Origin of the sequence: Exiguobacterium sp. 8A, assembly GCF_902506275.1 — a bacterium.
Classification (GTDB): domain Bacteria; phylum Bacillota; class Bacilli; order Exiguobacteriales; family Exiguobacteriaceae; genus Exiguobacterium; species Exiguobacterium profundum.
The window spans coordinates 25,152-47,163 of the sequence record NZ_LR733678.1 but is presented as its reverse complement, the minus strand read 5'-3'; the positions used below and the strand labels follow the sequence as shown (position 1 = coordinate 47,163).

The following is a 22,012-nucleotide window of genomic DNA, read 5'->3' as shown; positions in this document are numbered from 1 at the left end:
TAATTGAATTCGTTATTCGAATTAATTTAAACAATACATTCTTGATAGGCTAGATTCTGAACAGTCGCCAGTTCGTTAGTCTATCGATTGTTCCACGTGAATGATTGCCTCGAATGGAACATAGATGATTCCGTCCCGCTGATTGGCCAGCTCGACGGTCCGCTCCATGTAGTTCGTCCGGTGCACGAACCCCTTGAACCGCTTCATCTCCCGCTCTTCCATATACTTCACCTCGACCACGTCCCCACTGAAAATCGCATCGTTCAAAACGTTCTCATAAACCGATAGGACCTGTTCGTCGACATCAGGCATCTCAATCTTTTGAATTTCTTTATAGTATTTCGTCAGTAGGGCTCTGTGTTCGGGCATGAGAAATGGGATCCATTTCAGTTCGCCTCGATCGCGATACATCGTCATAAAAATCATCCTCCTAATAAAACGAACATTTGTTCTTATTTTATACCCGGTTAACCTTGTTTGAACAGCCTTTTTCGTGATTGGTGATTCGTGCGTCCTGTTTCCGTACTCTAGCTCGCTGGTCGCCGGTGCAAGGGACGTCAAAAAAATGACGCGCCCTCCGGCCCGTCTTCCTTCGCTTTTGGCTCAAAGCAAGGCTTTTCGCTCGTTGGCTACGGAAGCCTGGTCCTTCGTTTGCTCTACGCATTTTTTTGAGGCTCTCCCTGCGGTCGCCCTTGCACCGTCTCCCGACGCTCGCTTCGTTCCCGTCAACAGGACGCACAACGGTGTTCGTTCTGAGGACAGCTTATCCGAAAGGGGACAAACCAACATGGAACTTTCGTCAATCATCGAGGTCATCCGTATCAAGCAAGAGGTTCGAGAGGAAATGGTCGCGCTCGAGCACGCCATCATCCAATCACCCGACAACGCCCGACAAATCGGGGCATCTTTCATCGGGGATGATGACCGTGAAGTGTTCCTCGTCATCATGCTCAACACGAAGAATCGGGTCATCGGTGTTCATCGGGCGCACGTCGGGAGCGTCAACTCGAGCGTCGTCCATCCGCGGGAAATCTTCAAATGCGCCATCTTGAACAATGCCTCTTGTATCATCGCCTGTCACCAACACCCGAGCGGGGACCCGAGCCCGAGCCGAGAGGACATACTCGTCTCAGAGCGCTTACATGAGGCGGGCGACCTCATCGGCATCCCGGTGCTCGACCATCTCATCCTCGGTGCGGACGAGTCATATGTCAGCATGAAACAGCGAGGTTACATGGGTTGAATGGAAAGGAGCGGGGCCGGGGGACCGGTCCTGGTCCGTCCGGTAAGGGCAAGGAGGAAAAACATACGTTTTTCTTTTACAAGATTGGCGACTCGCGTTGCTCTCGCCTGGATCCAGAATTCGGATCCGGGAAAAGGAATGTTTTCGCGTGGCGAAAACAAATAGTTTTGATGAGAAGTCAAAGACATAAAGAAATCACGGTGCTCTGTTTTTTCATGAATGTGTATTTGCGATGTTTGGAATGGTGAAAAAATGAGTGCTTGTTTGGGGAAAATCATCATTTTTCCTACGTAAGCCCTGGGCTTGTTTTAAACAAGCCCAGGGCTTATATGAAACAAGGCGAGATGTCGAGTGGTCCGATTCGAGGTATCGTTGAGCTATCAACAGGAGAGGATGATTCAAATGAATCACAAATTGGACCAGCAAACGATTGAAGAAATGAAAGAGGTATTGCTTAGAAGACTTCCTGAACGGATGTATATCGATCCTGAGGCATTCGAGTTGGTAAGTATGGATATCCTTTGTGAAGTGAGAGAAGGGGAACGATTGAAACAAATGACGGTCTTCTTTAATACGAACACGCTTCAAGTACATAACTGATTGTTCCGAAATGTATACATGTATACTTGTAGATTTGTATACATGTATACATTTTTATCTAGTGAGTCTTTGGACGAAGCGTGAATCACATAAGTATCGGGAATCGGTCTATAAAAAACTGAAAGGGATGAGACGTGATGGACGAGCGGTTACTTGATGACTATGCGTTCGGTGGATTGGATCCGTTCGTCCAGACCGTGTTCTCTGAATTAATGGCGCGTCCCGAATGGATACGTGTCGTCGACAGGGAACATTGCGTCGAGAAGGTTGTCCGGTTCGATGAAGGACGGAACTCGCCTTACTTCCGGGTGGTAATCTACTTGGATGCGGAAGAGCGTCCGATCAATAAAGTGTATCTCTACGGACATGGGTGGTGGCGGATGGAGACGTCAGCTTCGTCGTCTCAGAGCTATCACAGGGTACATTCGAATATGAAGTGATGCATGTCCATTGGCTCATCAAGTATCGGTTCGAGGATTGGGGCGTGTCTGAAGACGGGGCATGGGAGAAAGAATGGTGATACGGGCTCATGCGTGAGCGTCTAGCACCTCTTGGCGAAGTCGCTCATCGCACCGCTGCCCCCCTGACGGCCCGATAACAAGAGCTGCTGGCTCACAAGCCGCATCTCTATGTTCCTGGCCCTTTCTAACGGGAGGCACGGAGCGTAAGAACAACGCAAAAAGCAAGAGCGTGGGCGTGTCTCACGCCACGCAAGGAACACTATTCAGCCGAATGGTGTTTTTGTAAATGTTTATGCATTTTCAAAGTAAGTTTGAAAATAATACACTAATAGGTTATTTTATTATGCGATAAGACATACTGTTATAATGGTAATGTAATTAATTTATTTTATATAAAAATAAAATTATTAGAGGAGAATCTTGATGGAAACTAAATTGCAAGGAGAAATAAAAAAAATCTTATCTAATTATCCTGAATTTTGGAGTGAGGGAAATCTTCTAAAATCAAAAGTTATTGAAGCTTTGAGAGATTACAGAAAAGATTTGATAAATGACCTTTTTGCCAATGAAGAGATAAAGAAAGTATATTCATTTTCAATCGGTGAAGGGACCGTATTTAAAATAGATGATTTTGTGAATATGATTCGCTTTAAGAGCTACTGGGAAAATAGCTACACTCGTTTTGGTAACGAAGTCGGTTTGACGAGTCAAAACAAGTATTTAAAATACGATTCTGATGTTGTATTGGATTTCCCGCATAAAGATTGTGTGCTAGAAGGGGGAATGACAAAAGAAGAGGTGGGAAGAAAAGAAGTTTATTATCATAGTGTTCTTGCAAGAGAAGAAATTGATGTAATGTTTTCTCCTAAAGTATTGACTAAAATAAAAAAAATTGATTCTGACGGAGAGCATGAGGTTGAAGAAATTAAAGACGAAGATAATTTGATTTTAAAAGGGAATAATTTAATTGCTTTACATTCATTAAAGAATCGATATGCTGAGAAAGTTAAAGCTATATTTATAGATCCACCTTATTTTTTTAATGAAAATAAACCTGCTGATACCTTTGCTTATAATTCAAATTTCAAGCTTTCTTCTTGGTTAGTTTTTATGAAAAATAGATTAGAGGTAGCAAAAGATTTAATGGCTGAAAAAGGGATTATATATATTACGATTTCTTCTGAAGGAGCACATTATTTAAAAGTATTAGCAGATAGTGTTTTCGATATGGATAACTTTATTGCTGATATTACTTGGCAGTCTAGGAAGTCGGTATCTAGCGATAGCTTAATCTCTACATCTACCAACCATGTACTAGTGTACGCAAAAAATAAAAATGCAATAAATAAAAATGAATTTAGACTTTTTTTAGATGTAGATGGATTCAATTTAAATGATGATGATGGTAGAGGACCATATAAAGTAGAGCCATTTGATGCGCCTAATATTAGAAAAAATCTCGAATACATAATTGAAAACCCAAATACAGGACAAGGTTATCGACCACCTGAAGGAAGACATTGGAGAACTACAGAAGAAGACTATAAAGAACTTTTAGCAGATAACAGAATTAGATTTGGCGCACGTGGACTAACAAAACCACAACTAAAAGTTTATTTAAAAGATGCACAAGATCAAAGTAAAGGAAAAGCAGCTACTACACTTTGGAATAATGTCGTACCAGATTCTGTTGATTCAATCATTTGGGACGGGACTGGAACGACAACTAATGGAACTAAACATCAACAAAGTTTATTTGGCAGAGTAGTATTTGAAAATCCTAAACCGGAAGATTTAGTGAGCAGAGCAATCCAATTGGCGACTGATGAAGGCGACTTGGTACTTGATTTCTTTATGGGATCGGCAACTACTCAAGCTGTTGCAATGAAGATGAACCGACAGTTTATAGGTGTTGAGCAAATGGATTATATAGAAACCGTTTCAGTTCCTCGTTTAAAGAAAGTAATTGAGGGAGAACAGGGTGGCATTTCAAAAGCAATGGATTGGCAAGGCGGAGGGAGCTTTGTTTATGCTGAATTACAAAATCTTAATATGGAGTATATAGAACTTATTCAACAAGCAGGTAATGACGACGATTTACTAAAAATAATTGACCAAATGAAGCAAACAGCTTACTTGAACTTCCAAACAGATATAGAAAAAATCACTAATGAAGATAGTGAATTCACTAAATTGCCTATAAGCGATAAAAAAGCACTGTTAATCGAAGTACTTGATATTAACCAGCTGTATTTAAACTATTCAGAGATTGACGACATTAAATTTAATGTTTCCGAAGCTGTTAAAAAATTTAATCATTCTTTTTATAAAAAGGTTGGTGAGGAATTATGAGTAAGGAAATTCTTCATACTCGTATTGAAGAGAGGTTTAAAGATATTTTCGATCAACCGCCGGAAGTACCTGATTATTTACAAAAGAATCTCAATCATACAATTCGACCTTATCAAGAAGAAGCATTAAGACATTTAATCTATACTCAACGTTCTCCACAAGCTGATGTTTCTTTTCAAAATCAGCTATTTCATATGGCGACTGGATCTGGAAAAACACTAATTCTCGCCGCTTCTATTCTATATTTGTATCAAGAACATGGCTATCAAAATTTCTTATTTTTTGCAGATAGTGATGCCATAGTAAAGAAAACTAGAAACAATTTGACGAACAGTACTTCTCCTAAATACCTTTTTAAGCCGGAAGGTATAGTTCTAGATGGGAATAAAATTCAAGTTCAAACAGTTGATACGTTTCCTCATCAGCCAGCTCCAAACACGATTTACTTAAAAGTAACAAGCGTCCAAAGTCTTCATAACAACTTAATGGAGCCGAAAGAAAATGAAGTGACCTTCGAAACTTTGGAAGAAATGAATATTGTCATGTTAGCAGATGAAGCGCATCATTATTTTGCCGAAACCCGTAGAAATCAAAAAAGTGTAACACAAGAGGAAGCAAAGGTTCGCTCATGGGAGCGTACTATAGAACAATTGCTTTCATTAAATCCAAAAAATCGACTTTTGGGTTTCAGTGCCACACTTAATTTGGAGAATGAGTTTTTATTTGAAAAATTACAAAATCGAATCGTATATCAATATGATTTGAAAAGATTTATGGAATCTGGTTACTCAAAAAATGTTGTACTATTGCAGACAAACGAAGAAGATCATCAGAAAATGCTTCATTCAGTATTGCTAAGTCAATATCGGAAATACATTGCAAAAGATTATGGAATTGACTTAAAGCCAATTATTCTTTTTAAATCTAACAATATTAGCAAATCTATTAAGACACATCGGTCATTTTCACAAATAGTTGAAAATTTATCAATTAGCCAACTCCAAAAGACTATTGAACATGGGTTAGCAGTATATAAAGAAACAACTAGTATATGGAATAAAATGTTTAAGTACTACGAGGATAAAGATTTGATTAACGTTATTAGAGATATTCAATGGGATTTCACGGATAAAAACCTTATGAATGCCAATGACTCAAAATTTCTTTCGGTAGAAAATACTTTGCTTTTAAATACGTTAGAAGAAGCAGATAATCCAATCCGTGCTATCTTTGCAGTTGCCAAGCTGAATGAAGGGTGGGATGTGCTTAACCTTTACGATATTGTACGAATTAGTGAAGGAGCCACTGGAACTAGAAAGACTACAGATAGTGAAGCGCAGCTTATTGGTAGGGGGGCAAGATATTACCCATTTATTTATGAAAACAACCAATCATACCAACGAAGATTTGATTTAATCGATAGCGATTTGAAAGCTATTGAAACCCTCCACTATCATACAATTAACGAGAGTTCCTACATTCAAAATTTAAGTAAATCACTTGAGACTGCAAACATTCAAGTTAAAGAGGATGGAAGTGTAAGGTATGATGCGATTATAAAACCAAAATTTAAACGATCGGATCTTTATCAAACCGGAAAAATTTATATTAATCAAGTGGTTCCGACCACGCCTGAAGACTATCAATCGTTTAATAGCTATAATGTAGCATCTATTTATGAAACAGATTTGGAGACAGCAAAAGAAACAGAGTATAAAGTAAACGGAGAAACTACCACTACTCGGGTTCATACTGTAGAACTAAGTATAGATAAGGTCCTCTGGCAGAAAGCGATTCAGCGTAATCCTTTTTATCACTTTTCAAATCTGAAAAAATATATACCAAGTATCTCAAGTGCGGATCAATTTATTGAAAGTGAAAATTTTTTAAGTGGAGTAAAAATACTGTTAACTTTGCCTATAGGTCTTTTAGTAGAGCAACTCACTCCTAAACAAAAATTAGTTATTATTGAGAAGTTCCTTTTCAATACTCAGAATAAAATTCGTTTGAACTATATGAAAGAGAAGGGGACGCCATTATTTTATGGAGTTCATTTTCAAGATGTAATCAAAGACTATTATGTTCAAATTAACCAAGTTCGAGGAAAAGTGACGACTGAGGTTGTTCGACCGAAAAATATGAGGGAGCATGATTGGTATATTTTCAATCAAGCTATAGTTAATGGTCTAGAACAAAATATGATTGAGTTTATTAATAGCTATATGGACGAGTTAAATAATAAGTATGACGAAGTCTACTTAATTCGTAATGAAAGAAAAATTAAAATTGTAGAAATTGATGGTACAAGAGGTTTCATGCCAGACTTTTTACTTTATTTAAAAGACGAAGAGACTACTTATCAAGTATTTCTTGAGCCCAAAAATAAATTGCTATACGAACAAGATAAATGGAAAGAAGACTTTCTTCTTGCACTGTCTAAACATCAAAGTTTCGAAGTCTTATCAGAAAATGAAGAAGTAAGGCTTATAGGCGTAAAGTTTTACATGGCTGAACCAGATAAAAAATTAGAATTTCAAGAAGACTTTAAAAATAAATTATTGAATTAAAGTTTTATTAATTAACTTGAAAAATAACACTCCTTTATTGTGAAACTTGAGAATCATGCATCGAATTAATTAAAGTTTGATTTGGAGTAACACCATTCTCCGGAATGGTGTATTTGTTTGATATCCATTTAGTAATTTCTAATCAATTCGAAATAGGTTACTTTAATACAATGTTCATGGTATTATTTAATGAAATCATCATTGTATTAAAGGGGGATATGTATGTATACGATTGACGAAGCATTTGAAATCTTATCAAAGAACAAGCTCACGACTCATAAGGAGACGGTCCGTAGCTGGGTACGAAAAGGCGTAATCCAGGCAGAACCGCTCGAGTCGCGTAAAAAAGGCTATCGGATCAGTGAAGAGGCGCTCGAACAGTTCATCAAAGAACGGATGCCGGAAGGATGGGAGCTGTATCCGGAGTCGGTGACAGGGGATTCGCGGGATGTCGTCAAGAATGAAGAAGAGGCCCCGTATCACGTCGAAGTCGATGTAGAAGCGATCAAAGAACGGACTCGCGAGGAGATGTGGTACGAGCTTCTCGGCAAATTCGTCTTCGAGGACTACTTCGTCCTAAAGAAATCAGAGGTCAAGGCTGCCGTCGAGCATATGCGCTATTCAAAAGAGTTCGGAGCCGAGGTATGGGAACGTTGCTCGAAGCACACGTGGGGATACGCGACACCGCGAGTCCCACACCTGCTTGACTACTTCATGTTCGAAGGGGAGCGTATTCCCTTCAACAAAGATTTCGTTGGAAGAGATGAACAGATCATCCACGCGTTGATCGAGAAAATTCGACTCGATAAAGTGAATCGAAAACGTTTATGAACATAAAAAGACATTCTCTTAAAATAGAGGATGTCTTTTTATACAATCATCATTGTTTTAATTTCCAAGTTAAAATCATTCCCCGACCATTCCGTCGTTGTCGTTAGCTCACATATTACAAAGTCATGCATGTCAATTGGCGCATTCAATACCTGTTCGAGGATTGGGGTGTGTCTGAAGACGGGGCATGGGAGAAGGAATGTTGATTAGGACTCATACGTGAGCTTCGAGCGCCACGCGATAAACACCATTCGATCGAATGATATTCCTTGACATTATTTTTTGACTTCTAAATTCTTAATTTCTTTAAGTGACAGTGTATGTTCATTTAATTTGTCCGTCTCAAATTTTATTAACTGATATTCAGGGTAAACTGTACTTCTTTTTAAATCTACTTTGGCGACAATCGCTCTTGCACCCTGAACACTCAAAACCACATAAGATTGATTGGTAGAGTTATCTTTCATCACGATATAAGTTGATTCGCTTTCTGCGATAGAATATCCGATATCAAAAACAGTGAATAAAATGAAAGCGACAAAGCATATTGCCAACAAAGACTCATATTTTTTCAATAATAAATATATCATCAGTGAAATGATTGCCAATAGAAAATAATGTGGATTATAACCCGATTGCATTCCTAAAAATGAAAAAATGACGGTAGCTAGAATTAGGATTAATTGCACGAAGTGATCATAAACTTTTACCTTGGCATATAGGGAGTTCTTTATGTTTTTTAGCTTTTGATTCTTTTTAATGAAACCTAGGTATATGGTAGATAATATTACAAGAATCATAATGAACACTAAAGATCCTGTAAGAGTGTTTGAGTTAATTTCAATAAAAGATCTAGGGATAGAATAGTAGTGGAATTTTCCCCATTGAAATAGGTACGTGCATAAATAACCTAACGCAGTAAGTGAGAATATGAATAACGCTTCATGATTTTTTATTTTATTTAAAATAAGTGTTCACTCCTATTAACTACTATTTTCGATGATGAATTTAGTAAGAATTATTAGCACTATTGATACTTTCAGTAATGAGTTGCTTCAGTACACCATTTTGTGTGACTACTAATTTTCTACATTCTATACACTGACTCTGTTTTATTAATCCTGTATGACCAGAAGGATTTCTATACAGCTTGGTGATAGCTTCTATTTTGTTATTCAATTCTTTAAAATCTGTAACGTCTAAAATATTTAGGAATGATTTATAATCTGATTCAATTTCTAATCTTGATGAATTATTTAGTATTCTTCTTAAAATATATGTATGTTCTCCTAAGGTGAGATTAGTATTTGGACGTGATAATATAACAGCCAGTTTCGATGCATAGTCCTCTTTTTTGAGACGCTTATTTTGAGACTTATAGTATCTTTTGAATGGCTCAGTGAACTTCTCATTTAATTCATTTTCAACGGCTTTACAATAACTCAGTGTTGGAGAAGCGTAATCTAGCTGATCATCAAACATATGTAAAAAATCACTCAACACTTCAGCAGTAATAATAAATTTTTTACTCTTTTCCTCAAGTTTGCTCCAAACCACTGTACTTAAATCTTCCTCCATATATGCATCCACTATTGAAGATAGTCTTTCGTAAACAGATGAATTTTCAACTGTAGACACAGCCATTTCTGTATATACATCAAAATAGTGATGTTCGAATTCATTTATATGTTTTTCTTGTTTCTCACTTTGGGATTGAGTAGACTCTCCAGCACCAAATAAAAATTTTAGGAATTGAAGAGGAGTTTTCTTTGAAGATGGGGATACACCTTTGTTGTAGTCATCTCCAGCCAATCCAAACATCAACTGCGATGAAGATTTAGTTTTAAGAACTAAAGATTCTACATCGAGTCGAAAAGCCCTTAATTCGTCTTCACTCAATTGATTCATTAAATTCATTACATTTCCTCGATTCATTATTATGTAAAAAGATGTTATTTATATTCAAAGATGAATTTGATTACTCTAATATTAACAAATTATAAAGCTGATAAGTAATTAGCATAGGACTTTGAATAGTCCTATGCTAATAAAAACTAGATTAATCGTTCTATATTTAACAATGCAGTTCTTGATGAAAGTTCTTTTTCTTCTTCGAGCAACACATCATACCAGTTATTTTCAAGCGATTTCAGGACCGCTCTCTCCAAGCGATTGGTTTTTTCAAGATGGTGTAAGGGATGTACGGCACTTTCTGGGTCGAAGTGACCGCTCACCAACGGTTGATTCGGTAAGGCCATTGTATAAGCCACAAGCTGATCTTCACTGAAGTCATGATTATTGGCGACACCGAACTGTTGAAACCTAAGACCTTTGTCATGAATATACATGAGCGGCTCATCGACACGATCTATTTTCAGGTTTGTCTCGAGGGTCGCTTTTGCGTTCAGATAGGATTCCACTTCCTCAGGAAATACACTCTGTACGGCATGTACTCGCTCATAGAGTGTGAGGTCGGTGTCTTTCCATCCCATACGCCGATTTAGCTGCTCGATATATTCAAGTGGGGTCTGTTCCTTCTCATGCTCTAAGGTGTGAACATTTTCTAAATGTGACTCGATATGGTCAAGGAAGGTCGCGGACGTTTGATGGACCTCTTGCAACAGCTGTTCTTTGTCGAGTAGTTCCTTGTCTTTCGTCCAACCGGCCAGATAAGAGAGCGAGAAGTCATCCGTTGGGAACCCTAGTTGATGGGAGACGACATAAGCGACCATCTCGGCCTGGAACTCCTTCTCGGGTGCCGTGAGCGGTTGGTCTCGTTCAAGATTCCGCTCCTGGTTGTGCAGCTCCGCGTGGGCGAGCTCATGGATCAGGACGCTGATGTCCTCAATCGATGTGTTTCGCGGGTTCAAGGCAATCGCATGTAGCTCCGGATAGTAACAACCCTTCGCCGTCCCGATCTCGTCGAGCGGTTCCTCCAATAGCGTCACATTCCGGGCATCCGCGAGCGTCGTCAAGGCGTCACGGATGTCTTGTTCGTTCTCGAGCCCGCCGTCTCGGTGATACCGTTTGAAGATGTCCGAGACCTCAATCCCTTTCTCGCGCGCGTCGGTCTGCGTGTATTCGAACACGTGACCGATTTTGAAGTACATCATCTTACGTGACGGGATTCGTCCTTGTTTCACGCCGTCCTTGATTGGCTTGGGTGCCTTGCTGAGCGGCACCCATTCATCTTTGTGCAGGGCGTACGTTACTGGGTTCGGGACGAACACCTTAATGCCACGCTCACCTTTTTGTACCTGTGCCCCTTGCTTCTCCCAGAACGGATAAGAGCCGACCGCGACCGCTCCGGGGAACTGGGACTCGATCAAGATCGCGTTCCGCATCGAGTATTGATGGAACTTGCCGAGGAACTGCAGATGTTCCCGAATTTTTTCTGGGCTCTCAAAGTAGCTGTCGATCTGTTTTCCCATTTGTTCCGTCAAGGCCTCGAGCTCGGCCTTCCGTTCTTCGTTCGTCTTCATCTTGGCCATCGTGTCAGACTCCTTCCTTCAACAAATCGGTGACAGATTCTTCAGTATCCGTAAATTCATTCAGTTCACGTTCGAGTTGCGATGACGTATCTGAAATATCGAGTAACAGCCGTGTTCGCTCGAAATTGACGGGAAGCAAGACGACCTCGTCTTGCACGACGGTGGTCAAAAGTTGGTGCTCGGAAACGGACACCGGGATGTCGTACCGTTTTCCATAAATAAGGACCGTGACGGTATCAAATTGAAGCGTCAACAGTTGTCCCATCGTGAAGGGACGGTCAAGTGGTTGCATAAGGTTCATCCTCTCTCAAAAGTTAGTGTGTCCTTCTTCTGTTTTTGGTGTTCGATACGTTCCTGGACGACACGTTCCGCCGTCGCGAGGAACGTCGGCTTAAACTGGTCCGTCGTCATGATGTCCTCGATGCCTTCGGTCTGCAGGAGCGCCTGAAGGAGCTCTGTCAGAATCTGACCGTGACGGTCGGAGCGGTTCGCGGCGAGACGGATCCGCTCGAGTTCCGTCAATACCTGCTCGTTGATCAACTCCTCCATATGATGCGAAACCTGTGTGCTGATCGAGCGGGTGAGGAACTGCATGTCCCACTTCTCGTCAGCCAGTTGTTTATGCTCGTCTGCGATATGGTCGATAACCTGACCGAGATGACCGAAGCGTTTGTCGTCGGCGAACTCTTCCAAATACGCGACCGTCTCCGGCTTCAATCGAAGACGGATCTGTCTCAACTCTTCCATCGTCCTCCCTCACTTTCCATATTCGATGTCCCGTTCCAACTGTTCAAAAGCACGTTGGTTCTTCAAATGTTCGAACTCATCGTTCATGTGTCGCTCGATCCGGTAGAGTGATTCGTTGAATATCTTTTGTTGGTTAAATGCGCGTCGGACCGGATGTTTGAGGGCTTCATTTTTCTCAACTGTCGCCTGTTCTTTTGACAAGTCTCGCATCTCAAAGAGGATGGCATTCCCCATCCGGCTGTAGAGGTCCTGTCGTTTCGTCGTCCGGTACCGCTCGGCCTTTTCCGTGTCGCCGTAGCTACGACGATGGAACGACACTTCCTGCTCGAGCCGCTCGTTGAAGGCTTGGAACTCTGATTTGAAGTGAATGTCGATGTAGCGGTCGGTCAGGCGGTCGAGTGATTCACGGATCGGCTGCATCCCGTTCATGTTGTAGCGCCACTGTCGTTTGTCTTCCGGCAACCGCTCATAGATGTCCTTGAACTGACGGACGAGTTCGGGATGCAGGACACGGTTCGGGAGCGTTTGAATCTTCCGGTTCCGTTTATGGGCGACCAGTTCGTCTCTTATGAACGCGTTCAGTTTCTCCTGTTCTTTCGTCCGGTCAGCGAGGGAATGGATGACCTTCGACTTCATCAGCTCGATCGATTTAGGTTTTCGCTTGCCACGCTCGCGCATGTGGCTCGTCTCGACGATGGCGACATGCACGTGGATATTGTCGGTGTTGTAATGCACGGCACCGGTCCAGTAGGCGTGGACCATCTTTTCTTTTTGGAGCATCGAATCGACCGCGTTCCGCGTCGCCTGGATCAATCGTTTCTCGTCGACGAGGTCATCGTGGAGCACACCGGTCTCGCGCAGCCAGGCGTTGTCGAACGAGATGACGTCCTGCCAGAGGATGCTCCCGTTCTCTTGCGCATGCTTGAAGATGTCGCGGACGGCGCGACGTTTTTCGTCGTTCAATCGATCTTCCTCGCGTGTGAACAAACCACTCGATTTCGTCTCGTCTTCCATATAGTCGTGATACGTCTCGAACTGTTCCCGACTGTCTTTCGCGTCCGGTCGATTGATGTAGTCGAGGTACGTCGTGTAGCGACGCGACTTCTTTTTCGTGCCCGGCACCTTGAACTTCGACTTGATGACGACACCCGGCGTCTCACGCATCCTGCATCACCTCACTCAACAAACGGGTCACCTGGGCGAGCTCGTCCGCACTCCGTTTCAAGTGGAGTGTGTTCGCCTCGAGCTGTCGTTCGAGTCGCTCGACCTGCGTCGATTGGATGCCGTTCGCGCACCAGGAGGCGAGCAATTCTTTCAAATATTGTTGCCGGGAACGGTTGTGTTCCTTCGCCCATTCATCGATCTGCTTCACGATGACGGGGTCGATGTCGCGGAGTAACAGATCCATCTGCCTGACCACCTTTCTAGAGGATACATATTGCCAACGTTCGAAAAGTTCATTCAAAGAGCATAAGGGGAAACTGCTATCACTTGTCGTGATAGCCCAGGCAGAGCCTGGGGTTTCCGTGATATCACCAAAAGTCCGAAAACGGCACGAAATGTGCCAGTAAAACCAGCGATTTGGCACGAAATGTGCCACTTAAATTGATAGTTCCCGGAGCCGAACACGCAACTTGTCATGCTTTTCTTCGAGCGCTACGACCGACTGTTCGAGCTTTTCAAGTTCTAGTGTGAGCTCGTCACGCTTCCGGCCGAGGTCGAAAATCTCGTTCTCCTTTTCGACCTGTTCGTCGAGCGAGAGGTAGGGAAGTTCTTCTTCGAGTTCCTCTTTGTCACGGTCGAGTCGCTCGATTTGTTGCCGTTGTGCTTCGACCGACTGCTGTGCTGTTTCCAAATGCCGTTCGGTCTCCGCGAGCTCGTCCTCGACGAATAGTCTCGTGAAAGTTGTCTCGTCAGATGATGTGTGGCTCGCCTGTTGGATGGTCCGGCGGTCGGCATAGAGTGACGTCAAAAGACTGTTCTCCCGTTCCTCGGATGTGAGTGTGTCGATCGATTGTGACTCATCCAATCCGTAAATCCGGACAGCGAGCTGGTCGAAGTCGCTCGGCACATCTTTCAATTCGAGCACGTATTGATCGTTCCGGTCATACAGCACCATGACTTCCTTCTCGGAATCCGGACGTGCCTTATAGACATAGCGGAAGAGATGATCGTTCGTGTTACCTGGTGCTTCATTGAGCGAGAGTCGGATGCGTATTGTCTTGGCCTCCGTATCGTAACTGGACGCGTGGAGCGTCACGGTCTCCCCGTTCGAGAGACGGATTGCCTCGTTGATCGGCGTCTCATTGACCGGTGCCTCCTCGGCGAAGAAAAACGACGAGGTACCGAAAAAGAGGAAGCCGACGACAAAGAATACGCCGAGTACGAGGTAGAACCGGGAGACGTTCTGGGTGAGACGCCGTCGTGTTTGTCGTCGCATCTAGATTCCTCCTTCCGATGTCAGGTCTTCCATTTCGGTGACGACCAAACGTCCTTCGATAGACTCGAACGTCAGGGCCAACAGTTCTTGCGTCGTCTCTTCATAACCCGTCTCGGTGATCCACAGGTGCTGTTCGAACCGTACGAGGCAATCTTCTTCGGAGACAGAAGGGAACACCTCGATGTTGCGGACGGTCGTCTCGAACGTGCCGACGTCACTGCCGTCAGCGGCGAAGAGCGTGGCCGCGAGTTCCTCCGACATGACGTCCTTCGCCTGTCGTTTCTGGGTCGTGTAACTGTCCTTCGTGATGGTGAAGGCGTACTCGACGAAGCGCGTCGCGCGTGTCGTCAGCTCCTCCATTCGTTCCGTCTCCTTTGAAGCGACGACTTGTTCGGTGTCCGCTGACGTATCCTCGGAGGTTGCCGATTCAAGGGAAGTGGCGCTCTCATTTTTCGTCTCACTAGGGTCTGAAATACTCGTGACAGCCGTCGCTTGTTGATAGAAAAAGGCGTTTGCCGCGAGTGAAATAAGAAGCAGTACCCCGAACAGATATGCGAGGTGACGTGCGGTGAAGTTCATTCTTCCTCCTCCTTTCCATACATCCATGACTCAAAATCCGAAGACCGGGGCGGGGTCGATATGACCGGACCATTCACCCGTCTTGATCTCGAAATGTAGGTGGTTCCCGCTCGAACGGCCGGTCGTGCCGCAGTACCCGAGCGCCTGCCCAGCGTCGATCTGTTGCCCGGTCTGGACGCCGAGACGACTCAGGTGCGCGTACGCCGTGATGTAGTTGTCGTGTCGGACTTGGACGAGATTGCCGTACGGTCCGCGGTTCCCGCTATAGATGACGGTGCCGCTCTTGACCGCGTGGATCGTGTCGGACGGGGTGCAACTGAAGTCGATACCGGTGTGGTTATCCCGTTGTCCGAAGACGACGCGCCACCCGAAACGCGATGTCACGTTGAGCGGGATGGCGAGCGGGGAACGTAACCCCGACAACAGTTCTTTCGTGATGACCCCGTCGGCGACGGCGATCGGTGCGAGGTATTTCAACACCGCGTCGACGTATTCGATGTCCCCATAACAGGCACCGTACTGGACCGCGCTCGGACGATGACAGCGGTAGATGCCGGTGTGTTTCACGCGTTGGTACATCATTTGGGAGAACGAGATGGCGAGCTCTTTCGAGTACCGTCCTCCGTTCTGTTGCACATAGTCAATAAAGCCGCCTCCGAAGTTGTAACTCTGTAGCGTGAGCTGCACGTCACGGTTCGCCCGTTCGAAGACGGCGGCGAAATGTTCGACGCCGTAGACGATGCTCTCCTCGGGGGAGGTGATGCATCCGATGCGTCCACACTTCGATTCGCTCGCCTGCATCGGGTCGTTCCCGCGTCCGCCGCTCTCCTGCATCATGAGCGCGAGTACGAGGTTCGTCTGTTCGGCCAGTCCGTGCTTCGACAGTTCCGATTCGACCAAGCCCCGATATTGGAGTACCTGGTCGCTTACCTGTAGACCTCCTGCGGTATTGAACGTGACGTCGGTCAGTTGTTCGTTCTGGACACCTGTGAGCGTGTCGAGGATTCCGACGACGAGGATGACCAGGAACAACACGAGTGCCGTGATGCCGAGCAGGATGAGCCGCCACTTGAGCATCGCAAGCTGCCATTTCGCTGTGACGGCGAAGCGGGCCGTCCGTTTCGCGGCCGCCCACATCAGGCACCCCCACCGAACAAGACGAGTTCTTCGGGTGCGACATCGACGTCAAAGATGAGGTTCTGCACGCCGGAAATGCTGAGGACGACACGCCCCGTCTCGAGCGAGGGGATGATCCGCATCTCGGAATTCGAGAGTTGGCCATCAAACACCGTCTGGATGATTGGGATGCTCTCCGCGTCCTGTTCGCCGATGATCTTGTATTGCGTAAGCTGGAAGAGCGACTTGACGTTCTCCGCGTTCTCGGACTTCGATCCGGCCGGCACGAAGTCGGTGATCAGATGCGACACGAAGAAGATACCGCCGAAGTACTTGCGCGCCTCGCGCATACAGCGTTGCAGATACAGGATGGCCGGCTGCGCGATGTCGCGCGTGTTGATTAAGTGGTGTGCCTCGTCGATGACGATGAGGTACTTGCATGCTTCTTCCGTCCGGAGCACGCCCTGGTTGTAGGCCTTCAGTTGACTCGATCCGTTGGCGATCATCCCGTCCCACAGCATGTTCATCAAGGAGAACACCTGCGCCTGGAACACTTCGTCGCGCAGGCTCGTCAGGTTCCGGAGCGGGAACGAGACGATGAGCTCCTCGTCGAACCGGTCGATCGAGGAGTGCCCGTCGAAGATGTTGCCATAGTTGTGGACGAGGTTCGTGACGGCGAGCTCGATGTTCTCGAGACGCCGCACCCGGTTCGGGCTGATCGCCTCCTTGATCGAGGTGCGCGTGTCGTCCGTGTAAAGTTCTCGACGCACGAGTTTCAAGAAGTCTGAGAACGTCGGGTACCGGTTCGCCGGATGCGTCGTGATCGGCAGTTCGCCTTGTTCGTCCCAGAGCCCGTGCCGGACGTACAAATCCCGGAGCAGGATCTCGAACTCGTTCGTTTCTTCCTGCGTCGCCGCCGGGTTGATGTAGTGATAGAACACGGACATCTTCGAGAGATGCTGCATGAACGAGAGTGCCTCGTTGGCGCTGCCGTCGTTGTTCGTCACAGTCTTATAGACATGGAGCGGGTTGATGAGCCCGGCCGACCCGTCGAGCGCAATCTCTTTCCCGCCGAGCTGGCGCACGAGGTCGGAGAACTCGCCCGTGACGTCGAGGATGCGGATCTTGTTGCCCTTGATTGCCTGGTCGAGCACGGTTTTCTTAAGAAGTGTCGACTTTCCGGACCCCATCTTGCCGATCATGAGCGCGTTATAGAACTTGCGCTGTTTGTCCTTATGGAACAGGTCAAAGATGACGCTACCGTTCGTGTCGGTCGTCCCGTAATACGTGCCGGTCGCGTCCTGGAGCGACGTGAAGTGGAACGGATAGCCGCCGGCGATGGAGAGGGACGGGATCTCTTTCCCACGGCGCCGGTTCGGGAGCTTTTGTTGCTGATCATAGCTCGTGAACAGGCTCTGCCACTCCCATTCCTGTTCGTTCAGGAAGATTGTCGAGCGGAAGTTCCGAGCCTCGAGTTCTTCCATCACTTCCTGCACCTTCACCTCGAGCGCGTCGAGCGTCTTCGCCTTCACATAGAGGCGCAGATGCAGATATTTCATCGTCTCGCCTTGGGTGATCTGTTCGTAGAGCTCATTCAGCTCCTTATATGTCTCCCGAGCGTCGATGCGGTCGATATTGTCTTTCGCGTTCTCGAAGCGTGTGTTCTGTTCGGCCATCGACTTGTTGATGGTCTGGATGATTTCACGTTTGTCGGCTGTCCCGATGTCGAGCGTTGTCAGGACGCCCGGCATGTTCAGAATCGGTTCGAGCCAGTAGTCATAGACGAGCGACTGATATTTATAGACATGGAGACAGGACAGGTAGCCGTCCCCGAGCCGGACGAAGTTGGCGTCGAACTTAATGCCACCCTGTGGCTGGATCTTGGCGATGACGTCGGGGTTATAGCCTTTCTCGATCTTGACGGTCTCCGGGTCCTGTTGTTTGGATAACTTGGCACGTAGGCGCTGCCACATGCGCGTCACTCCTTTCTTCAGGCGTCGAGTTGCGGTTTCGTGTTCGGGTTGTTCAGTTGGTAGAGTACATGGACCTTCTGGTCGAGCGTCAGCTCGCGCATCGGGTTCGAGCGTCGGAGCAGTTTATAGAGGTGTGTCTTGCGTTCCCGTAGCGTCCGCTCGTCTTCGGCATAAAAAAAGAGGAGATAATCGCGATTGGTGCGATGCTCCTCGAGGTATTCGAGCTCCTGCTTCTTCTTTAGTAGGAAGGGCAGGTAGGCCGGTGTCTGATTTTGTCGAATCTGTCGTTCGATGCTGATCTTCTGCCGCTCGAGATTGAGCGGTGTGTTCAGTGGCACGACCTTGAGCGGGTGCGTGTACGCTTGCAGAAGATAGGCGAGCGAGAACACGTCATGGTCTTTTTCCTCCTCGTTCAGTGAATAGATATCTTTCGAGGTGAGCTGGACCATGTCGAGATAGGTCCCGTCGGGCATCTCGAACGCCTCGGTTCCGGTGATGTCGACGACCGGCATCAGTTCGGCGACCGTAGGTTTGACGACGACCTTATCTTTGACTTTCCGTTTCTCGACAACGTCCTGTTCGTCAAGCCAGGTGCCCGTGCGTCTCGGTTCTTGTAGCGACTCCTCGATGAAAGCCATCTCAGTCACGTCCTTTCGTGTGCGCGTCGAGCGCGAGATAGGTGTCTTTCCGTTTGATGAGCGCGTAATAGAGCGCGTGGACCATCCGCTTCTGCGGGTTCGTCGCCGGACGGAGCACCATGAACAGTCCGAAGATGATGAGGAAGACCGTGAACGGGATGTGCAGCACCGACGGGATGAACGGGAGCGTCACGAGCCGGAGCACGATGAGCCCGACGAGGAACAGGAAGTCATGAAGATAGAGCATCTTGTTGATCTTGAGCTCGGTCGTGACCTCGTTCGGGATCCGGTATTTGCGCATGGGTCATCACTCCTTTTTCTTCATGTTGTCAGATTGTGGTGGCGAGGTCGGATAGATCCGTCGCGACTCTTCATGGTTATGAGTATGGTCGTGTGTCTGATTCTCACGCACCTGTTCAATGACCTCGGTCTCGACGTCGAGCACGGTGTCTTGATGGATGGTCCGTCGGGCGCGTCCTTGGCGTTTCTCTGTTGTCGAATCATTCGAACCCGTCGTAGAGGACGAAGACGAGGATGAGTCGCTTGAAGGTGGTACCTCATGAGGTGTCGGTGTCGTCACATCATTTCGGTCTACTGATTCATTGTGACGATGGCCTGTTCCGGATGTGGTATCGGTGGACCTGGTGACCGATTCGATGGTAGACGAAGTAGGGACTGGAGAATGACCAGAGCTTGAATGATTGTGAATCGATTCCGGTCTTTGTGTCTCTGATAACCTTGTTTGATGGTCGGGTCCGCGTTCGACATTTGATTCAGGGTTCGTCGCATGAATCGATTCGGGAGACGGGCGGCCCGACGCTTCCTTCCCATGTGGAGAGCTTTGCGCTTCAGGTTCTGATTCTTGACCACTGAGTGGTTGTGCAACGTCCTTCGGATTTGTCGATTTGTCTTGATCAGGTTGAGTACGACTTGCGGTTTGATTCGCTTGAGCGATACTGTCTGGAGCGTTTTGTCTCTCGGCGTCCATCCGCTGTGAAGCTTGGCTCGCCGCATTAAGCGGTGTATCACTTTGCGGCATGGCATTCGAGTCCATCCGAGCCGTTGCGGCCTCATGGAGCGAGGGCATCTTCGGTGCGCCTTGTGTGGCACGGGCGACCTTCGATACCGCGTGGGCACCGGCCGAGGTCACGCCTTTCCCTGCGGTATAGGCGCCAAGGGCGACACCCCAGCCCCGTTTGAGCCCGGCATCGATCCCGAACAGCCGCTCGACCATGTTTGGCCCATCGATCAAGGCGATCGAGAAGGCGATGAGGGCGATCAGATAAGCGAACCCGTCCAACGTCTCCGCGAGATAGGCGGTCCCAATCGTGTACAGTTTGATCGAGACGAATATTAGGATGATCACGAGGAACGTGTTCAAAATGCTCTGGATGACCTTCTTCGTCTTTTGACCACTGTGAAGGTCGGCTGGGGCGACGAGAATCGCTAAGACATAGTTGAAGGCGAGCTCGAACGAGAGGCGAGCCAGTTTATAAGCAATGGAGAACAGCGTGAAGCCCATAATCCCGAGTGTCACGAAGATGGTCAACCAGTTCGGCTGATAGCGGTAGTAATACTGGTTGTTCCATTCGACGCCACCTTGGTCGAGTTTCGAGGTTCCCATCGTTTCACCATTCCAGGTCAGTTTGGACTGAGAGATTTGTTCGCCAGTTCTTCCCAAGCGAAATTCATTACTATCGAATACCTCGTTGATATCGATATTTCGTAAATGACTTTGAGGCAGAGAGTTCAAAGCCTCACCTTCCAAACCGGAAAAATCGTTTCGGTCATATTCAATCAAATCATGAATGTTTTCTTGTAGAATCTGATTTGATATCGATTCATTGGAAGAGTTTTCGCCAGAGCTTTGAGTTGTGAAATCAATCGCGGTATCACTGAATTCACTTACTTGCGTCATCGTTGGAGATAATAGTCCGAGAATGAGCAACGTGATAAACAGATTGATTAAAAATCCTTCCCGATCAAATTTCTTTTGAAAGATGATGAGGTAACCCGTGAATAGGAAGCTAGCAGCTAAAAGAACGTACAAAAAAGGTTGAATCGTAGAAACGAATTCAACCACTTGAGAGTTATTAAAAAATGTTTTCGTTAGTAATATGCTGTCAGTCACTTTTTCAAGTCCATCAATTAATACTGCTAAGCCACGTATTAAAATCCAACCCATTGAGCGGAGGGCATCCAGTACCAATGTACTGAGACTAAGGATATCAGTGAACTCTTGTAGCTTGTTTACGACTTCGTTATCACCCATAGAATCCCTCCATTCAGAGGCTATTTAATAAAAGTAGTGACTTGATCCTTTAATTCATCTTCTGTAAGGGCAGATACATTTAATTCACGACTGATTTCACCGTCAGTCATCTCGTACAATCTGCCACCTTTAAGTTCAGGATGTTCTTGGGTAGAACGTTCTTCAAGATCTTCCCCATTAGGCTGAAACGGATTGAATAAGAGAACGTCTTTCTTTTTTTCCGTGGCGACTTCTCGCACAGTATCAACGTAATCCCCTTCATTACCTTGACTATCGCTGTCTACAAGAACGTATGCACTTTCTTGCTCAGTTTTAAGATCTGCAATTTCTTCAACAGAAGTCGTAGAAAGATAATTCGAACTTTCAGTACCACACGATGCTAAAAGTAACGAACTTCCGAGTAGGACACCAATCAAGATTTTCCTCATAACGTTTACCCCTCCGTCAGACGATTTTCCCCTTTAGTAGATCCGCGACTTTCAGGTTGACGCGGAAGTCGAACTTATCTATTAGTGTAACAGTTTTTGGGGTGTCTGAGGTGTCGTCCTGATAGACGGTCAGAAAGCCGTCGGTCGTCTGGATATTGAGCACGTCGCCCCGTTCGAGGCGGACGCGCTGCGTCTCGATGATCCTCGCGACGACACGCAATTCGTTCTGGATTCGCTTCTCTCTCGCACTCTCGGTCATGGGTTCGGCCTCCTC

The 22,012-nt window shown here is 46.0% G+C and carries 23 protein-coding genes; 6 read left to right on the top strand and 17 right to left on the bottom strand.

All coding sequences use genetic code 11. The features are described from left to right. Positions 1–75: 75 nt before the first annotated feature. Positions 76–417 carry a YolD-like family protein gene (locus tag GVY42_RS16045; RefSeq protein ID WP_236549007.1) on the bottom strand — a complete coding sequence of 114 codons (342 nt, stop codon included), beginning with the start codon at positions 415–417 and terminating at the stop codon, positions 76–78. A gap of 370 nt (positions 418–787) precedes the next feature. Here GVY42_RS16045 and GVY42_RS16040 point away from each other — a divergent pair, with 370 nt between their 5' ends. The 6 genes from GVY42_RS16040 to GVY42_RS16015 all read left to right on the top strand — a co-directional run bounded on the left by GVY42_RS16040 (position 788) and on the right by GVY42_RS16015 (position 8,054). Continuing rightward, a complete protein-coding gene (locus GVY42_RS16040; protein WP_159563828.1) occupies positions 788–1,243 on the top strand; it encodes a RadC family protein in 456 nt (151 codons plus the stop codon). 402 nt (positions 1,244–1,645) lie between these two features. Next, a complete protein-coding gene (locus GVY42_RS16035; protein WP_159563829.1) occupies positions 1,646–1,843 on the top strand; it encodes a hypothetical protein in 198 nt (65 codons plus the stop codon). A gap of 137 nt (positions 1,844–1,980) precedes the next feature. After that, the gene (locus GVY42_RS16030) at positions 1,981–2,283 is read left to right on the top strand and encodes a hypothetical protein (RefSeq protein WP_159563830.1); all 303 of its coding nucleotides are present in this window, start codon (positions 1,981–1,983) and stop codon (positions 2,281–2,283) included. 444 nt (positions 2,284–2,727) lie between these two features. Continuing rightward, complete coding sequence (locus GVY42_RS16025; protein WP_159565705.1) at positions 2,728–4,656, top strand: site-specific DNA-methyltransferase; 1,929 nt, start codon at positions 2,728–2,730, stop codon at positions 4,654–4,656. Next, positions 4,653–7,223: a DEAD/DEAH box helicase family protein gene (locus GVY42_RS16020; RefSeq protein WP_159565703.1), complete on the top strand. Its 2,571-nt coding sequence runs from the start codon at positions 4,653–4,655 to the stop codon at positions 7,221–7,223. The genes GVY42_RS16025 and GVY42_RS16020 overlap by 4 nt, the downstream gene beginning before the upstream one ends. A gap of 222 nt (positions 7,224–7,445) precedes the next feature. Beyond that, positions 7,446–8,054: a helix-turn-helix domain-containing protein gene (locus GVY42_RS16015; protein ID WP_159563706.1), complete on the top strand. Its 609-nt coding sequence runs from the start codon at positions 7,446–7,448 to the stop codon at positions 8,052–8,054. Positions 8,055–8,329: 275 nt separating this feature from the next. Here the strand turns inward: GVY42_RS16015 and GVY42_RS16010 are convergent, their stop codons facing one another. The 16 genes from GVY42_RS16010 to GVY42_RS15935 form a co-directional block, all read right to left on the bottom strand. Next, positions 8,330–8,629 carry a hypothetical protein gene (locus tag GVY42_RS16010; protein ID WP_159565701.1) on the bottom strand — a complete coding sequence of 100 codons (300 nt, stop codon included), beginning with the start codon at positions 8,627–8,629 and terminating at the stop codon, positions 8,330–8,332. Between the two features lie 433 nt (positions 8,630–9,062). Then, a complete protein-coding gene (locus GVY42_RS16005; RefSeq protein ID WP_159565699.1) occupies positions 9,063–9,971 on the bottom strand; it encodes a hypothetical protein in 909 nt (302 codons plus the stop codon). A gap of 137 nt (positions 9,972–10,108) precedes the next feature. Then, on the bottom strand, positions 10,109–11,545 hold the full coding sequence (locus GVY42_RS16000; protein WP_159563754.1) for an ImmA/IrrE family metallo-endopeptidase: 1,437 nt from the start codon (positions 11,543–11,545) through the stop codon (positions 10,109–10,111). Between the two features lie 4 nt (positions 11,546–11,549). After that, entirely contained in the window at positions 11,550–11,837 is a 288-nt protein-coding gene (locus GVY42_RS15995) for a hypothetical protein (RefSeq protein ID WP_159563755.1), read from the bottom strand. A gap of 5 nt (positions 11,838–11,842) precedes the next feature. After that, entirely contained in the window at positions 11,843–12,292 is a 450-nt protein-coding gene (locus GVY42_RS15990) for a hypothetical protein (protein ID WP_159563756.1), read from the bottom strand. A gap of 9 nt (positions 12,293–12,301) precedes the next feature. Then, positions 12,302–13,456, bottom strand: coding sequence for a MobP2 family relaxase (mobP2, locus tag GVY42_RS15985; protein WP_159563757.1), 1,155 nt, complete (start codon positions 13,454–13,456; stop codon positions 12,302–12,304). Next, entirely contained in the window at positions 13,449–13,700 is a 252-nt protein-coding gene (locus GVY42_RS15980; protein ID WP_131469365.1) for a hypothetical protein, read from the bottom strand. The genes mobP2 and GVY42_RS15980 overlap by 8 nt, the downstream gene beginning before the upstream one ends. A gap of 192 nt (positions 13,701–13,892) precedes the next feature. Then, on the bottom strand, positions 13,893–14,732 hold the full coding sequence (locus GVY42_RS15975; RefSeq protein WP_159563758.1) for a hypothetical protein: 840 nt from the start codon (positions 14,730–14,732) through the stop codon (positions 13,893–13,895). Then, positions 14,733–15,311: a hypothetical protein gene (locus GVY42_RS15970; protein WP_159563759.1), complete on the bottom strand. Its 579-nt coding sequence runs from the start codon at positions 15,309–15,311 to the stop codon at positions 14,733–14,735. A 30-nt stretch (positions 15,312–15,341) separates the two neighbouring features. Further along, entirely contained in the window at positions 15,342–16,448 is a 1,107-nt protein-coding gene (locus GVY42_RS15965; protein ID WP_159563760.1) for a lysozyme family protein, read from the bottom strand. Then, positions 16,448–18,400 (bottom strand): VirB4 family type IV secretion system protein, encoded by a 1,953-nt coding sequence (locus GVY42_RS15960; RefSeq protein WP_159563761.1) that lies wholly within the window; start codon positions 18,398–18,400, stop codon positions 16,448–16,450. Before GVY42_RS15960 ends, GVY42_RS15965 begins: the two co-directional genes overlap by 1 nt. A gap of 17 nt (positions 18,401–18,417) precedes the next feature. Further along, the gene (locus GVY42_RS15955; protein WP_159563762.1) at positions 18,418–19,038 is read right to left on the bottom strand and encodes a hypothetical protein; all 621 of its coding nucleotides are present in this window, start codon (positions 19,036–19,038) and stop codon (positions 18,418–18,420) included. 1 nt (position 19,039) lies between these two features. Further along, on the bottom strand, positions 19,040–19,339 hold the full coding sequence (locus tag GVY42_RS15950; protein ID WP_159563763.1) for a DUF5592 family protein: 300 nt from the start codon (positions 19,337–19,339) through the stop codon (positions 19,040–19,042). A gap of 6 nt (positions 19,340–19,345) precedes the next feature. Then, complete coding sequence (locus GVY42_RS15945; RefSeq protein WP_159563764.1) at positions 19,346–21,310, bottom strand: pLS20_p028 family conjugation system transmembrane protein; 1,965 nt, start codon at positions 21,308–21,310, stop codon at positions 19,346–19,348. Positions 21,311–21,330: 20 nt separating this feature from the next. Continuing rightward, positions 21,331–21,738: a hypothetical protein gene (locus GVY42_RS15940; protein ID WP_159563765.1), complete on the bottom strand. Its 408-nt coding sequence runs from the start codon at positions 21,736–21,738 to the stop codon at positions 21,331–21,333. Between the two features lie 16 nt (positions 21,739–21,754). Further along, on the bottom strand, positions 21,755–21,997 hold the full coding sequence (locus GVY42_RS15935) for a hypothetical protein (RefSeq protein ID WP_159563766.1): 243 nt from the start codon (positions 21,995–21,997) through the stop codon (positions 21,755–21,757). Between the last annotated feature and the right edge of the window lie 15 nt (positions 21,998–22,012).

What these genes read in the sequence shown, in the direction of transcription:
- GVY42_RS16045 (WP_236549007.1), bottom strand. Translation starts at nt 417, where the DNA reads ATGACGATGTATCGCGATCGAGGCGAACTGAAATGGATCCCATTTCTC.
- GVY42_RS16040 (WP_159563828.1), top strand. Translation starts at nt 788, where the DNA reads ATGGAACTTTCGTCAATCATCGAGGTCATCCGTATCAAGCAAGAGGTT.
- GVY42_RS16035 (WP_159563829.1), top strand. Translation starts at nt 1,646, where the DNA reads ATGAATCACAAATTGGACCAGCAAACGATTGAAGAAATGAAAGAGGTA.
- GVY42_RS16030 (WP_159563830.1), top strand. Translation starts at nt 1,981, where the DNA reads ATGGACGAGCGGTTACTTGATGACTATGCGTTCGGTGGATTGGATCCG.
- GVY42_RS16025 (WP_159565705.1), top strand. Translation starts at nt 2,728, where the DNA reads ATGGAAACTAAATTGCAAGGAGAAATAAAAAAAATCTTATCTAATTAT.
- GVY42_RS16020 (WP_159565703.1), top strand. Translation starts at nt 4,653, where the DNA reads ATGAGTAAGGAAATTCTTCATACTCGTATTGAAGAGAGGTTTAAAGAT.
- GVY42_RS16015 (WP_159563706.1), top strand. Translation starts at nt 7,446, where the DNA reads ATGTATACGATTGACGAAGCATTTGAAATCTTATCAAAGAACAAGCTC.
- GVY42_RS16005 (WP_159565699.1), bottom strand. Translation starts at nt 9,971, where the DNA reads ATGAATTTAATGAATCAATTGAGTGAAGACGAATTAAGGGCTTTTCGA.
- GVY42_RS16000 (WP_159563754.1), bottom strand. Translation starts at nt 11,545, where the DNA reads ATGGCCAAGATGAAGACGAACGAAGAACGGAAGGCCGAGCTCGAGGCC.
- GVY42_RS15995 (WP_159563755.1), bottom strand. Translation starts at nt 11,837, where the DNA reads ATGCAACCACTTGACCGTCCCTTCACGATGGGACAACTGTTGACGCTT.
- GVY42_RS15990 (WP_159563756.1), bottom strand. Translation starts at nt 12,292, where the DNA reads ATGGAAGAGTTGAGACAGATCCGTCTTCGATTGAAGCCGGAGACGGTC.
- mobP2 (WP_159563757.1), bottom strand. Translation starts at nt 13,456, where the DNA reads ATGCGTGAGACGCCGGGTGTCGTCATCAAGTCGAAGTTCAAGGTGCCG.
- GVY42_RS15980 (WP_131469365.1), bottom strand. Translation starts at nt 13,700, where the DNA reads ATGGATCTGTTACTCCGCGACATCGACCCCGTCATCGTGAAGCAGATC.
- GVY42_RS15975 (WP_159563758.1), bottom strand. Translation starts at nt 14,732, where the DNA reads ATGCGACGACAAACACGACGGCGTCTCACCCAGAACGTCTCCCGGTTC.
- GVY42_RS15970 (WP_159563759.1), bottom strand. Translation starts at nt 15,311, where the DNA reads ATGAACTTCACCGCACGTCACCTCGCATATCTGTTCGGGGTACTGCTT.
- GVY42_RS15965 (WP_159563760.1), bottom strand. Translation starts at nt 16,448, where the DNA reads ATGTGGGCGGCCGCGAAACGGACGGCCCGCTTCGCCGTCACAGCGAAA.
- GVY42_RS15960 (WP_159563761.1), bottom strand. Translation starts at nt 18,400, where the DNA reads ATGTGGCAGCGCCTACGTGCCAAGTTATCCAAACAACAGGACCCGGAG.
- GVY42_RS15955 (WP_159563762.1), bottom strand. Translation starts at nt 19,038, where the DNA reads ATGGCTTTCATCGAGGAGTCGCTACAAGAACCGAGACGCACGGGCACC.
- GVY42_RS15950 (WP_159563763.1), bottom strand. Translation starts at nt 19,339, where the DNA reads ATGCGCAAATACCGGATCCCGAACGAGGTCACGACCGAGCTCAAGATC.
- GVY42_RS15945 (WP_159563764.1), bottom strand. Translation starts at nt 21,310, where the DNA reads ATGGGTGATAACGAAGTCGTAAACAAGCTACAAGAGTTCACTGATATC.
- GVY42_RS15940 (WP_159563765.1), bottom strand. Translation starts at nt 21,738, where the DNA reads ATGAGGAAAATCTTGATTGGTGTCCTACTCGGAAGTTCGTTACTTTTA.
- GVY42_RS15935 (WP_159563766.1), bottom strand. Translation starts at nt 21,997, where the DNA reads ATGACCGAGAGTGCGAGAGAGAAGCGAATCCAGAACGAATTGCGTGTC.